The sequence below is a fragment of the Rhodococcus sp. IC4_135 genome (assembly GCF_011602025.1).
GTDB lineage: Bacteria > Actinomycetota > Actinomycetes > Mycobacteriales > Mycobacteriaceae > Rhodococcus_F > Rhodococcus_F baikonurensis.
Map to the genome: position 1 here is coordinate 1 of NZ_JAAOLG010000055.1, position 15,607 is coordinate 15,607.

At 61.9% G+C, this 15,607-nt stretch carries 4 protein-coding genes and 1 pseudogene; 3 read left to right on the forward strand and 2 right to left on the reverse strand.

What is annotated here, in order from left to right; translation table 11 throughout:
- Positions 1-38: 38 nt before the first annotated feature.
- A complete protein-coding gene (locus G8767_RS33515; protein WP_346843063.1) occupies positions 39-9,869 on the forward strand; it encodes an amino acid adenylation domain-containing protein in 9,831 nt (3,276 codons plus the stop codon).
- Between the two features lie 34 nt (positions 9,870-9,903).
- Here the strand turns inward: G8767_RS33515 and G8767_RS33520 are convergent, their stop codons facing one another.
- Positions 9,904-10,515 carry a glyoxalase gene (locus G8767_RS33520; protein WP_124569676.1) on the reverse strand — a complete coding sequence of 204 codons (612 nt, stop codon included), beginning with the start codon at positions 10,513-10,515 and terminating at the stop codon, positions 9,904-9,906.
- A gap of 317 nt (positions 10,516-10,832) precedes the next feature.
- On the opposite strand from G8767_RS33520, the gene G8767_RS33525 reads away from it, so the two are divergent.
- Positions 10,833-13,937 carry a multicopper oxidase domain-containing protein gene (locus G8767_RS33525; RefSeq protein WP_240952975.1) on the forward strand — a complete coding sequence of 1,035 codons (3,105 nt, stop codon included), beginning with the start codon at positions 10,833-10,835 and terminating at the stop codon, positions 13,935-13,937.
- Between the two features lie 310 nt (positions 13,938-14,247).
- Positions 14,248-15,237 (forward strand): SDR family NAD(P)-dependent oxidoreductase, encoded by a 990-nt coding sequence (locus G8767_RS33530; RefSeq protein ID WP_166814083.1) that lies wholly within the window; start codon positions 14,248-14,250, stop codon positions 15,235-15,237.
- 167 nt (positions 15,238-15,404) lie between these two features.
- Here G8767_RS33530 and G8767_RS33535 read toward each other — a convergent pair.
- Positions 15,405-15,607 (reverse strand): annotated as a pseudogene (locus tag G8767_RS33535) (acetyl-coenzyme A synthetase); the annotation flags it as partial.

The following is a 15,607-nucleotide window of genomic DNA, read 5'->3' on the forward strand; positions in this document are numbered from 1 at the left end:
TGGACGGTCTTGATGTGGGTGGGTTGTCGGGTGGTCCGGTGTCTGATGGTGATCGGGTTGCGCCGTTGCGGTCGGGTAATGCGGCGTATGTGATGTTCACGTCGGGGTCGACGGGTCGGCCGAAGGGTGTGTCGGTCAGTCATGGGGCGATTGTCAATCAGTTGGCGTGGTTGGCGGGGGAGTACGGGGTCGGTGCGGATGATCGGGTGATGGCGCGTGCTCCGTTCACGTTCGATGTGTCGGTGTGGGAGTCGTTTTTGCCGTTGACGGTGGGTGCGCGGTTGGTGGTGACGCGGCCGGGTGGGCATCGTGAGTTGGATTATCTTGCGGGCGTGATGGTCGAGCATGCGATTTCGGTGGCGGAGTTCGTTCCGTCGGTGCTTGCGGCGTTGGTGGCTGATGGTTTCGGGGGTGCGTTGGGTTCGTTGCGTCATTTGTTTGCCGGTGGTGAGGAGTTGTCGCCGGAGCTTGCGGTGGCGTTGGGTTCGTTGACGTCGGCTGCGGTGCATAACACGTATGGTCCGACGGAGGCGGCGATTACGACGACGGCGCATCGGATTGTGGGGTCGGTGTCGGGGGTGGTGCCGATCGGGACGCCGGTGTGGAATACGCGTGGGTATGTGTTGGATTCGCGGTTGCGTCCGGTGCCGGTGGGTGTTGCGGGTGAGTTGTATCTCGATGGTGCGCAGTTGACGCGTGGGTATCATCGGCGTCCGGATTTGACGTCGGATCGGTTTGTGGCGAATCCGTTTGTGGTGGGTGCTCGGATGTATCGCACGGGTGATCGTGTGTTGTGGAGTGCTGCTGGGTCTTTGGTGTATTTGGGTCGGTCGGATTTTCAGGTGAAGATTCGTGGGGTGCGGATCGAGCTCGGTGAGATCGAGTCGGCGTTGGGTGCGTTGCCGGGTGTTTCGGGTGCTGTGGTGGTGGTGCATGGGGGGAGTCGTCTGGTCGGGTATGTGACGGTTGCGTCTTCGGTGGGTTCGGTGGATTCGGTGGGGGCGCGGGCTGCGGTGGGGTTGGTGCTTCCGTCGTACATGGTTCCGGATGTGGTGGTGGTCGTCGACGAGTTCCCGTTGTCGAGTGCGGGGAAGTTGGATCGGAAGGCGTTGCCGGAGCCGGTGTTCGGTTCGCGGGTGTTTCGGGCGCCTGGTTCTGCTTCGGAGTTGGTGGTGGCTGCTGCTTTTGCGGTGGTTTTGGGGTGTGAGTCGCGGGTTGGTGTGGATGACGATTTCTTCGTGTTGGGTGGTAATTCGCTCAATGCGACTCGGCTCATCAGCCGCATCAACCAACACGCCGGTACCGCGTTGCCGCTTCGCGCGCTGTTCGATCATCCTTCAGTGGTGGAACTTGCTGCGGCACTGGATAATGCAGAGCGGGCCGCTCGGCCCGCCCTCCTTGCACGCACGCGCCCGGAACGGATTCCGCTCTCGCTTGCGCAGAACCGGATGTGGTTCCTCAATCAGTACGACGTCACGTCCGCGGCGTACAACATTCCGTTGGCCATCCGCCTCTCGGGTGCCGTCGACGTTTCTGCGCTTCGCTGGGCGGTGGGTGACGTCCTGGCACGTCACGAGTCGCTGCGAACGATGTTCCCCGACAACGGTGACGGCCCAGTCCAGGTCATCTTGACGCCTGAGGAGGTGGAGTTCGACGTGAGCCCGATCGAGGTCGACCGTGGCGACCTCGATACGCGCATACTCGCTGTCCTCTCCGAAGGCTTCGACGTCACAGCTTCGGTACCGATTCGCGTCAAGCTGTTTCGTTTAGAAGAATCCGAGCATGTGCTCGTGATGTCGGTGCATCACATCAGTGCGGACGGCGTATCCATGACGCCGTTGGCTCGGGACGTGATGATTGCCTACTCGGCGCGACTGACCGGCCAGGCGCCCTTCTGGGCGCCGCTGGAGATCCAGTATGCCGACTTTGCACTGTGGCAACGGGCGCTCCTCGGCGACGAGGCGGACCCGAACAGCATCGCATCCACTCAGATCGACTACTGGAAGACAGCGTTGGACGGGATCCCGGACGCACTCGAACTTCCGACCGATCGACCACGGCCGGCGGTGGCCACCCAGAACGGTGCGATGATCCGCTTCGACATCGCGCCCGACGTCATGGAACGCGTTCGTGCGATTGCCGATCACCACCATGCAAGTGTGTTCATGGTGGTCCACGCGGTGTACGCAGCGTTGCTGGCGAGATTGTCGGCCACCTCCGACATCGTCGTCGGCACGCCGGTGTCCGGTCGAGGTGAGGCGTCCGTCGATGATTTGATCGGAATGTTCGTCGGCACGGTCGTTCTGCGAACAGATGTCGATTCCGAGCAGACGTTCTCGTCGTTGATCGATCAGGTACGTGACCGAGACCTGAGTGCATTCGGCCACGTCGATGTGCCCTTCGAGAGGCTTGTCGACGTTCTCAACCCCGTTCGTTCACAGTCTCACTCGCCGCTGTTCCAGGTTGCGTTGGCCTACGAGTACGTCGAGGACACTGCCTTCGAGCTTCCCGATCTTCGGGTGTCGGCTCTCGAATTCGACGTCACTCCAGCACAATTCGATCTTGCATTGACGCTGTTCGAGAGTGCGGACGACGCCGGCGAAGCAACCGCCGATTCGGTAGCGGTGCGTGGATCGCTCACCTACGCGACCGATCTGTTCGACCGTTCCACAGTCGAGTCGTTCGCCGAGAAATTCGTGATGCTGCTCGAGCAGTTGACCGAAGACCCGGCGAGCGTTATCGGTGATGTCGACATTCTGAATCGGGACGAGCAGAACCTGCTGGCTCCGGTGCGAGGCTTGGCGGCAGCGCATCCGGTGACCCTTTCCGAGCTGATTCATGCTGCGGTGTCGTCGAATCCGACAGGGATCGCCTTCCTGTGGAATGACCGCGCCGTCACCTACGCCGAGGCCGACGAACTGTCGACCCGACTGGCACACGTCATCGCGGAACGCAACGCCGCACCGGAAACCTTTGTCGCTCTCGCTCTTCCTCGCTCACTCGAATCCGTTCTCGCAGTGTGGGCGGTGGCCAAGACCGGTGCCGCGTACTTGCCGGTCGACCCGAGCTATCCGGCCGATCGCATCGCGTACATCCTCGGCGACTCTGGGGCAAGGTTGGGTGTGACGATCGCCGAGCAGCGTCGGTTCCTGCCGGACGACGTCGAATGGTTGGTTCTCGAGGACATCGCCGACGAACTTGCGGCGGCCTCGCTGAGCCCGATCGACGCACCCGCACGGGTCGACAATCCGGCATACATGATCTATACCTCGGGTTCGACGGGTATGCCCAAGGGCGTGGTGGTCACGCATTCCGGCCTCGCCAATTTGGCGGCCGAGCGGCGCGAGCATTATCGAATCACGTCCGATGCCAGGTTCCTGCACACCGCTTCCCCCAGCTTCGACATGGCTGTCGGCGAAATGATCTCGGCTCTTTCTGCCGCGGCAACACTGGTGATCGCACCCGTGACCACGATCGGTGGTGACGACCTCGCGGAGTTGCTGGATACGCAACGAGTCACCCATGCTCTGATCACGCCGGCCGTCCTGAGCACGATCGACCCACGCGACCACGAGCACCTTCGGATCCTCGGGGTCGGCGGTGAAGCGGTGTCCGCAGATCTGGTCGATCGCTGGCAGCCCGGCCGGACCATGCTCAACGGTTACGGACCGACCGAAGCGACCGACATCTCCACGGTCGCAGACCTCGTCGCGGGACAACCGGTCACGATCGGGACGCCAGTGCGTGGGTTCCGGGCCATGATCCTGGACACTCGGCTGCGGCCGGTGCCGATCGGCACACCGGGCGAACTGTATGTAGCGGGGCCCGCACTGGCCCGGGGCTACCACAGTCAACACCTGCTCACCGCAGCACGATTCGTCGCAGATCCCTTCGGCGAACCCGGGCAGCGCATGTACCGCACCGGCGACATCGCCGCCTGGACGAATGATCTCACCGTCGAGTACCACGGACGGATCGACAGTCAGGTCAAGATTCGAGGCCACCGTATCGAGCTCGGTGAAATCGAGACGACGGCGACGCGGTGCGACGAGATTGCGCAATCCGTGGTGCTGGTCGTCGAGACTGCACTGGGTAAGCGCCTGGCCATCTACCTCGTGCCGGAGGCAGGGCGCGTCATCGACGTCGAGGCCGTACGGCACCACCTCGAATCCACGCTGCCACGACCGATGGTGCCGGATGCATACGTGGTTCTCGACGCACTTCCGGTCACGGTGAACGGCAAGCTGGATCGCAAAGCCCTTCCGACTCCGACTTTCTCCGTACCGAAGACGCAGTATCGAGCACCTGGATCTGAGACGGAAGAAACCCTCGCGTCACTGTTCGCAGACCTGCTCGGTCTCGAGACCGTGAGCGTCGACGATTCGTTCTTCGGTCTCGGTGGCGACAGCATCGCATCCATTCAACTCGTCTCCCGAGCGAAGGCTCGCGGGCTCGTGATGACACCGCGCGACGTCTTCGAGCAGAAGACCGTGGGGGCGTTGGCGCAGGTCGTCCTGCGCGCTGACGTGACCGCGCGGGAGGTACTTGCCGAGCTGCCGGGCAACGGTGTCGGCGAGTTGCCGCTGACGCCGGTGATGCGGATGGTCCTCGGCAGCACCGATCACTTCGATCGCTACTCACAGTCGATCGCACTGGATCTGCCGGTCGGTGTCGACGAACAGGGGATCGTCGACACGCTCGCCGCCGTCGTCGATCACCACGACATGCTTCGGTCGACGTTGCACAGCGACACCTTGCAGGTAGCCGAGCCCGGCAGCGTGGACGTCGCTGCTCGTCTGCGGAAAGTCGACTTCGATCCGACGGTTGTCGCCAGCGCGGAAGGCCTCACCGAATTGGCGAGGTCCGAAGTGGAACTGGCTCGGCGAGAACTCGATCCGCGTGGCGGTGTGATGTTCGCGTGCGTATGGCTCGCGCCGACGGGTGAGCCGGAAGCGGCGACGGGTCGACTGCTCGTCGTCATGCACCATCTGGTCGTCGACGGCGTGTCATGGCGAATCCTGGTGCCGGACTTCATGACCGCGTGGGCACAGATATCCAATGGTGCGCCGGCGCAACTGGCCCCCGTCGGTACGTCCATGCGGCGGTGGGCACATGCGTTGCAGGACAGCGTGGCTGCTGCGACGGCAGAACTGCCGGTGTGGCGTTCAATTGTCGACGGCGAGGATCCTGACCTGGGATCGGCGAGCTTCGATCCCTCCGTCGACTTGGTCGACACCGTCCGCGACATCGAGGTACGCGTCGATGCTTCGACGACTCGTGCACTGCTGACCGAACTTCCGGCCGCATTCCGTGGCGGCGTCAACGACGGTTTGCTGACGGCTCTGGCGCTCGCTGTCACTCGTTGGCGTCGCGAACGAGGCGTGCACACCACATCGACACTGATCCAGATGGAAGGTCACGGGCGAGAAGAGCACACCGCACCCGGTGCCGATCTCTCGCGGACCGTCGGTTGGTTCACCAGTGTCTACCCCGTGCGTCTCGAACTCGGTGCACTCGACATCGACGACGCCATGAGCGGTGGCGCCGCAGCGGGTCGCGCCGTCAAATCGATCAAGGAACAACTGCTGGCCGTGCCCGGTCGTGGCATCGGCTACGGCGTTCTGCGATACCTGACCGGCAGCGACCACTGTGAAACGCTGCAGGACGCAACGCCACAGATCACTTTCAACTACCTCGGTCGTGTCTCTGCCGGAAGCGTTCCCGACGAGTTCGCAGAACTCGGCTGGACTCCGTCTGCGGATGTCGGTGACATCGAAGGACCCGGAAACCCGGACATGCCCGCCGCGGCAGTTCTCGATATCAATGCCATCGTCACCGACACGTCGGACGAGTCGACGGGTGGCGCCTCGTTGTCCGCGACGTTCTCCTACGCCGGACGTCTCCTGACGGAGGCGGATGTCCGGGACTTGGCGGAGTACTGGACGATCGCGCTGCGGAGTCTGGTCTCGCACGTCGGCGACGGAGCCGGGGGAGGCCTGACGCCGTCCGACGTTCCGATGGTGACGGCCTCGCAAGAGGACATCGACGCCTGGGAAGAGCGATACCCGGTGGTCAGGGACATTTGGCCTTTGTCGCCTTTGCAGCACGGGCTTGCCTTCCATTCGCTGCTCGCAGGGAACACTGCCGACGTCTATCAGACCCAGATGGTTCTGGAGCTGACAGGAACGGTGGATCCGGTGCGAATGAACCGGGCCGTGACTTCACTGCTGAACCGTCACGACAACCTTCGGACCGCCTACGTCACGGATCTTTCGGGCGAACTCGCGCAGATCGTTCTCGGTGAGACCGATATTCCGTGGCGTGTGGTCGACCTCGGTGCGGTGCCGGAGAGCGAGCGCGAGGTTGCTTACGATCGAGCCCTCGAGCGCGATCGATCCGAGCGTTTCGATTTGGCAACACCGCCGTTGCTGCGATTCACGCTCATCACGCAAGGTCCAGGGCGGCACGCGCTCGCAGTGACGCTCCATCACATTCTGCTCGACGGTTGGTCGATGCCGTTGCTGATGAAGGACCTGATGGTCCTGTACGCAACGCACGGAGACGAATCTGTGCTTCCGCGCGCAGCGTCGTATCGTAATTACCTGGCCTGGTTGAGTTCTCGTGACACTGCGGAATCCGAGCTGGCATGGGCCGAGGCGCTGTCCGGGCTCGAACAGCCGACATTGTTCGCCGGGCAGAGGACTGTGGGTTCGAGTGCCGGCACCGTCGAGTCGGTTGTCACCCAGGTGGAGACCGAACTTGCCCAGCAGCTCGGTGCCTTCAGCGCCGACAACGGCGTCACGCTGAACACGATGATGCAGGCCGGTTGGGGAATACTGCTGGCGCGCCAAATGGGTCGAACGGATGTCGTGTTCGGAGCAACGGTGTCGGGTCGTCCCCCCGAGCTCGATCAGGTCGAGTCGATGGTCGGCCTGTTCATCAACACACTTCCTGTTCGGGTCACGCTCGACCCCGCGGAGTCATTGCGCTCATTGCTGTCGCGCCTGCAGGTCGAACAAGCCGGACTTCTCGAACACCACCATCTCGGGCTGACGGACATCGTCAAGAGTGTCGGAAACGCCGCTGACTTCGACACGTTGACCGTCTTCGAGTCGTATCCCGTCGATGCTGAGGGGATCGCTGCAACGACCTCGATCGACGGGATGACCGTTACCGCCATCACCGGCGAGGACGCGACTCACTATCCGTTGACACTTACCGTCGTCGCTGACAACGGCATTGAGTTCACGCTCAAGTATCAGTCGGACGTTTTCGACGCGCCGACGATTCGGGTCGTGCGAGAGAGGATGCTTCGGATCCTGCGCGCACTCGTGGAGTTGCCGGACACCGCCGTCGGAAACCTGGACGTCCTGGGGGCCGACGAACGGCGCCTTCTCGTCCCGGTGTCGGGTCTGCCTGCGGCGCCCCAGTCGACCTGGGCCGATCTCGTCGATTCTGCCGTCGCGCGGAACCCCGAGGGGATCGCGATCTGGGCCGACGGTCGTGCGTGGACGTATCGAGAAGCGGACGCCTGGTCCAACCGCCTGGCCCGAATTCTGCTCGATCAGGGTGTCGGTCCGGAAACCTTTGTAGCCGTGGCGCTCCGACGGTCGGCAGCGTCCGTGATGTCGGTGTGGGCGGTGACGAAGACCGGCGCCGCCTACTTGCCCGTCGATCCCGACTATCCGGTTGAGCGAATCGAACACATGATCACGGACTCCGGCGCTGTCATCGGCATCAGCCGGGGTGGGAATCACCTTCCCGATTCGGTGCGTTGGCTCGATCTGGACGCACTGGAAACCGCGATCGACGATCTCTCCGACTCGAGGATCGTAGGAGCCGCCCGTGTCGACAATCCCGCCTACATGATCTACACGTCCGGATCCACGGGCAAGCCGAAGGGTGTCGTGGTCACCCACGGCGGTCTTGCGAACCTTGCAGCCGAGCGACGTGAGCAATATCGAGTCGACTCGTCCTCACGATTCCTGCACAACACCTCGCCGAGCTTCGACATGTCGGTCGGGGAGATGATGTCGGCTCTATCCGCGGCGGCGACTTTGGTCGTCACACCACCTACCATTCTGGGCGGAGAAGAGCTGTCCCGGTTCATGATCGGACGCCGGGTCACTCACGCACTGATCACTCCGGCGATGTTGACGTCGATGGAACCGGAAGGGCTCGAAGAGCTTCGAGTTCTCGGTGTCGGCGGGGAAGCGGTATCTGCCGAACTGGTCAACCGTTGGCAGCCCGGTCGAACCATGCTCAACGGGTACGGCCCTACCGAGGCAACCGACATCTCCACCGTCGGTGATCTCGTCGCGGGGAATCCGGTCACGATCGGGTCGCCCGTGCGCGGTTTCGACACTCTGATCCTCGACGCGCGACTCCTCCCGGTGCCGATCGGGACGCCGGGCGAACTGTACGTGTCCGGGCCGGCTCTCGCGCGGGGATACCACGACCAGTCCGTGCTCACGGCAACCCGATTTGTTGCCAACCCGCACGGCCGGCCCGGTGATCGTCTGTATCGCACGGGCGACATCGCTGCGTGGACACCAGAACTCACCATCGAGTACCAGGGGAGAACCGACAGTCAAGTCAAGATTCGTGGGCATCGCATCGAACTCGGTGAGATCGACGCGGCACTGCACGCTCACCCGGACGTGGATGTGGCCATGACCCTCGGCAAGCGGACACCGTCCGGGGACACAGCACTGGTGGCGTACGTCGTGCCCGCACAAGGAACCGCACCGGAGGTGGGCCAGGTCATCGCGTTCGTCTCGGAGTTCCTGCCACGTCACATGATCCCGAGTGCTGTCGTCTTCATCGACAAGGTGCCGACGACACCGACAGGAAAGGTCGACGAGAAGGCATTGCCGACCCCTGAATTCGCGTCGACGATCGTGTATCGAGAGCCGAGCACGCCTACGGAAATCGCTGTTGCGACTGCCTTCTCGGAGGTCCTCGAGATCGCTGACGTCGGCGCTGACGACAACTTTTTCGAACTGGGTGGCAATTCACTGTCGGCGATGCGGGTGGTGACCAAGTTGCGGGCCTCCCTCGCTCGCGAGATCCCGCTGCAGTGGTTGATGACCGAGCCGACTCCGGCGTCGATAGCGAGTCGTGTGGACTCCGGACAAGAATCTGCCGGCGCACTGGACGTCGTGTTCCCGATTCGGACGACCGGTGATCGGCCGCCTGTGTTCTTCGTTCACCCGATCGTCGGTCTGGCCTGGAGTTACGCGGGATTGACGCCCTACATCGATTCGGCAACTCCGATGTACGGAATCCAGACTCCAGCAGTCTCGTCCGCGGATCCGCTACCGACTTCCATCGAACTCACTGCTGCCAGGTACCTCGAGGAAGTTCGGCTAATCCAGCCTGAAGGTCCATACCACCTGGCCGGTTGGTCGCTGGGCGGGGTGATCGCACACGCGATGGCAGTGCAATTGCAGACGGCGGGCGAGTCGGTCGATTCGTTGGTGATGCTGGACAGCTTCGCCTATTCCGCTGAAGACACGGAAGGATCGGACGCTGGTGACGACGCGGATATGGGTCTCGAGTTCGCACAAGCCAAGGGTGAGCTGACTTCGGAAGATGTCGGCAGGCTTGTCTTCGCGGCCCAGCACAACGACTCGTTGATGCAGACCTACCGGCCGGGGATCTTCGATGGAGACATTCTGTACTTCACTGCAGCGCTGGATGATCCGTGGCTGAACCGTGGCGCCGATTCATGGCGCGCGTACGTGAGCGGGGATATCGTGAATCACCCCGTCGAGTGCACTCACTGGAACATCACCTCACCGACGGCTCTCGAAACCGTTGGACCATTGATGGCGCACAACTTGGAGAGGATTCGTCGGATGTCCTGAGTCTGGTGGGCCTGCTCCCGAGACGCCACCTGTGTCAGGGATGGGTGCTTTCCCAGGCGAAACCATCGGGATCCGCGAAGGGTTCGGAAGCACCGGTGATGGTGAGCCGGTGCGATCCGGTGCCTTCCGGAGACAGCCCGGCATCCTTTGCCAAGGCGCGGCGACCGTACAGTGCCAGTGTCACATTGCCCGGTGCACTGGTGAATTCGACGTACTTGCGACCGAAGCTCTTGGACACCTCTAGTCCGTGGTCTAGGTAGTACTGCTTGCTGGCCTTGACGTCTTCGGCGCCGAGCAGCAGCACGAGGCTGTCGATCGTTCGGGTGGCTGGTCCGTTGTTCTTCTTCGACGACGTGGCGATCTTCCAGATCGAACCGTCCGGAGCCTGAACAACTCCGCCGTAGCCCCAGAGGGATTTCTTGACCGGCTTCAAATCGGTGGCGCCGGCCGCGAGCGCCGCGTCGACGAAGGCGTCGACGATGTTCGGTTGGGCGACGACGAGCGAAAGGGTGTACCCACGAAACCCTGTTGTCGGTTCGTTAGATTCCCGTAGCTGGATTCGATCTCCGACGCCGAGGGCGTTGTAGAAGGCTTCGGCTGCCGCGAGTTCGGGAACATGGAGGATCACGGACTGTGCGGTGGTCATCTGTGTGCTCCCTGCTGATGTGTGGATTGACGACGTGTGGTCGGAAGTGGACTTCTGTGGTGTGTTCATGTGTTTCAACGTAATTGCGGGTCCCTTGGCTGTGCTTCTCGATTTCTGATCGGTTTGCTGAGACTGCTTGCAAGGTGCAGCGCTCGAGCTGGCACTAAGTGGGCAATTTGTCGTGAATGTACTGTTCAGCCGATGTTTTCTCGATAGGCTGATGAGCGCTGATCGGACGTATCTCACGCCACCATGGAACGGGGAAACCAGTGATCGCACTGCGAGGAAAGTCGTTAGCCGCAGTAGTAGTGGTGTCCATGACGATGGCGTTGGCCGCGTGTACGTCCGGTGAATCGGCGCCCGAGGTCGGCGCCAATTACGGCTCGGACGGTGCCCCGGACGACTATCGGGAGCCGGTGAAACTGAGCAGTCGAGATGGTGTCCTCGAAGTGCGGTTGTCCGCCCATCAGGGAGTGATTCCGCTCGATACGGCGTCCGCGCCGGTGTCGAATTTTCTGCTCTTCGGGTACGAGGTCATCCGCGGTACGGCGTCGGACGGATCGACCTCGGCGAGTGACGTCTATCCGGCGCCGACTCTCCGCGTCAATCCCGGAGAGCGTTTGATCATTCACTACGACAACGATCTGCAGGACCTCGCGATCGAGGACTTCTACGATCCGGCATTCACACCGGCAGGCGGGGATGTTCCGATCTATCCACCGGCGCTGACGTCGGCTCCTTTGAATCTGCACACGCACGGAGTTCACGTGAGTCCGGACGGCAATGCGGACAACGTGTTGCTCAACATCCCCGCCGGTCAGGGAAACGTGTACGACTACGCGATTCCGGGGACGATGCCGAACGGACTTTACTGGTACCACAGCCACCGGCACACCCTCACCGCCCAGCAGACCTACATGGGTCTGGCCGGGCTGCTGGAAATCGGTCGGCCGGACGGCAATTTGCCTGTCGTGACGGCCAACGACATTCCGATCCGCGACATGGCACTGCAGTACAACTTCGTGTTCGACCGCAAAGGTAAGGGGCGACAGCTCAACGATGCCAACTGGCCCCAATTCGTCAGCACCTTGACGCCGCCCACCGGCACGGAATTGGCGGACGGGACATACCGTCCGATCTTGGCACCGGTCAATTTCTCGGATACCACGCAGGGAGCGCAGTATTTCACCAACTGGTACACCGGACCGCTGTCGCCGGCCAATCATCGCGGACAGAATCAATTCGTACCGGGCAACCTTCAGAGCTTCGTGGGTGAGTCGACGAGCGTCCCGGCCGATCTCTCCCTGCCGGACAACCAACGCGACGTGCAGTACACGGTGAACGGTCAATTTCAGCCGTCCCTGAAATTGAAGCCGGGGCAGACCGAGATCTGGGTGCTCGCCAACATCAGCGACTTTGCCTACATGCCGGTTACGTTGACGGAAACCGCAACCGGCACCCATCCGCAGTTCGCAATCGTGGGGCAGGACGGAAACCCGTTCGACGAGGTCAGGCCACCCGTGGACGGGGACGGAACCAGGCTGGTGATTCCGCCGGCCTCGCGCTATGCAATCGCCGTGACGATGCCGGCGTCCGGCGATCTGGTGCTGGAGATGCCACCGCTCGAGGGTGCAAAGCCGGTGAGTAATCCGGGCATTCTCTACACCAACAACGGTACCGACAATCCGCCCGCCGAACTCGGAACCGTCACCGTCGACCCGTCGGTGATCAGCTACGCGGACGGATTCTTCACGTTCCCGACGCAGCAGCTGATCCGCGCCACACCAGACGAGGGCGAAGGAACGACGATTCCTTTCGCGTTCGGACAGAAGCTCGACACCTACACCTCCTTCGTGGATACCGCAGCGATGACACCCGACGTGACCCGCAACCTCACAGTCTCGGGCGGCTTCAGTAACGACAAGGCAAGCAACAGTGATCCGAAGGCCTTCACCTACGAGTTCGCCGACAACACCTTCCCCAACATTCCGTTGATTCAACCGCGTTTGAATTCCGTCGAGGAATGGAAGATCACGAACCTCAACAACGACGAACATCCGATGCATATTCACGTCAACGACTTCCAGGTGACGGAAGTCGTCGATCCCGTCGCCGGCACCACGACGGGCATTCAGCCCTGGGGAATCGACAACGTGAACGTACCCGCGCCAGTGACAGACGAGAACGAGAATGCGCTGGAACCAGCATCGGTGACGTTGCGGACGAAGTTCACCGAGTACACCGGAACCTTTGTAATCCATTGCCACCGACTCAATCACGAGGACAACGGTTTGATGGCTACCGTCAACGTGATTCCCGAGGTATCGACATATGCCGTCGCGATACCTGGTTCGGCCGGCGTGCCCGCCAAGGTGCAGATATTCGATGCCGACGGCGACAAACTGATCACTGCTGTGACGCCCTTCCCGTCGTTCGAAGGCACCCCGAGTGTTGCGATGGCGGACGTGAACGGAGACATGGTGCTTGATCTGGTCGCTGGAACAGGTGCAGGCTCGGCTCCGGAAGTGGTGGCGTACAACGCAGTCGGAGGCGTGCCGTTCACCGACGAGCTGGCCAGGTTTGCACCCTTCGATTCGGGCTTCCGCGGTGGAGTGAGTGTCGGCGGCGTCGACATCGACGGAAATGCTCTGGCGGACAACATCATCGTCGCATCGGGCCCCGGAATGGAGTCGCTGGTCAAGATCTACTCCACTGACCTTCCGCCGGACAAGAAGTCTGCGCCCGCAGAATTCGGCTCCTTCGCTCCATATCCGGGTTCGAGTAGTGGCGTCACTTTTGCAACCGGGATGGTGGACAGTCACTCAGGTCGGGCGAGCATCGTGACAGCGCCAGGCGCGGGCGAGGAACCGCTGGTCAAGACATTCCGCTACGACCTGTACGAACCGACGGCGGCGGCAAAGGGTGGCTCCGACGAACACGCAGGTCATGCGGATGGGCCGGCGATGACGTCACAGTTCTTGGCCTTCGATCAGGGCTATCACGACGGAGTATCGCTTTCGACGGGGTGGGTGGCCGGCGCCGAGGGCGGAGCGAAATCGATAGTGGCGGGCATGCTCGGAGGGGACGGTTCCGTCCGTGTCTTCTCGAGTGGATCGAGGCTCGACGGCGCGCCCGAGATGTACCTCGAGAGCCCGGATCACCATTCGACGGACGTAGCGTTTCGGGAAGTTGCCTCCTTCGATCCCTTCGCCGGTTCAGGGTCGGGCGTCGAAGTGGCGACGACGAGTACGACTACCGGCGCGGATCTCCTTGTGAGTGGGAGCAACGGAACGGGTGCCGAAGTTCGGAAACTGACGCTGGGTCGCTCCGATCCGGCCGCGACCACTTTGACACCGACACTTGTGGGGACGCTCCCGCCCTATCCCGTCGGTGGGGGAGCGCTGCCGCTCGGGGGTCGATGACCGGCCAGAGTCGGGTGGGTTGTCGAATTTCGTTGTAGTACGGCACTTTCAGCGCGAGCTACTTCGAAGCTTCCCGGGATTGAGTGGTACCGGACTTTCATGCCGAGATCGATCCGTCAAGAGCGCAATGTCGGCCATTCGGAGCACATCGCCGACAATCGACGGATGCTCAATGTGTGTGCCCCGCGCAGAATGTTCTCTATGGCATAGGAATTCGAGAGATCCGCCACGGCCACTGACACACCTTGCCTTGGAGACTGAATTGCGGTGCCAAGCAAGAATCGAACACTTCTGATGAAAGGACCATCATATGGGCCAGGAACGCTTTGCCGGGAAAGTTGCCATTGTCACCGGAGCAGGTCGCGGCATTGGGCGAGACACTGCACTTCTGCTGGCGCGAGAGGGTGCCAAGGTCGTCGTCAATGATCTGGGTGGTGGACCGAACGGGGCAGGAAATAACACGTCGGTGGCTCAGGCGGTTGTCGACGAGATCCTCGCGGCCGGTGGCGAAGCAGTTGCAGAAACGTCCAGTGTTGACTGCATGGCAGGAGGGAATGCTGTGGTCGAGGCGGCTCTGGACGCCTTCGGACGAATTGACATCTTGGTCAACAATGCCGGAATCATTCGCCCAACTCGGATCGACCAGATGAGTGAGGAAGATTTCGATCTTGTCCTGGCGGTCAATCTCAAGGGGTACTTCGCGACCGTGCGCCACGCAGCGCCGCACTTGATGGAGCGGGGCGGATCGATCGTGAACCTGTCGTCTCCGTCTGGGATCGGGCACTACGGTATGGGCAACTACTCCGCCGCCAAAGAAGGCGTCGTCGGATTCTCTCGTACAGTGGCGCGTGATCTTGGTGAGTTCGGGGTGCGCAGCAATGTAGTTCGACCGATTACCGCGAACAGCAACATGGCGACGCCGGAGAATCTCGCCAGCCTGAGCTATGCAGTCGATGCATTGGGTATACCTCCATTGGCCAATGCTTGGATGGAGGGCGGCGGGGATCCCTTCGCAGCTGATCCTCATTCAGCCCACGCTGCAGCTGCCATCACCTGGCTCTGCACGGAAGGTGCGTACCCGATCAACGGCCGTGAGCTCTTCATCGCGGGTTGTCACATCGCGTTCTACCAGGAACCGGAGCTGATTCGCTCACGATTCCACAAGGCCGGCTGGGATCTGGATTCACTCTGCGGAGTCACGACTACGAGGGCCCTTACGTGGGATCAGAGAAACCTGTTCGACGGTTCGCGCCGCGGCGTCGGCAGTTCGGCGGACATGTTGGAAGCTCCATCGAGATAAGATTCACTTCATTCTCCACGGCGAGCGCTGAATATCAGGGGCCTCGCGGAGGGGGATCCCCAGTAGCAGAGTGCTTTTCGAATCAACCGGCGTTTGTGTGAGGGCTCCGCCCCTGTGCGCCTTCCTGGTAGGGGGGACTACCAGAAAGGCGCACGGGGCCGAAGGCCTTATTTGCCGCGTATTGCGTCGAATACCTTGGGGTCGACCAGGGTTGAGGTGTCTCCGAGGTCTCGGCCTTCGGCTACGTCGCGCAGGAGGCGGCGCATGATCTTGCCGGATCGGGTTTTGGGCAGTTCCGGCACGATGGTGATTTGACGTGGTTTGGCGATGGGGCTGATGTCGGTGGAGACCTGAGCCTTGAGTTCGGCGA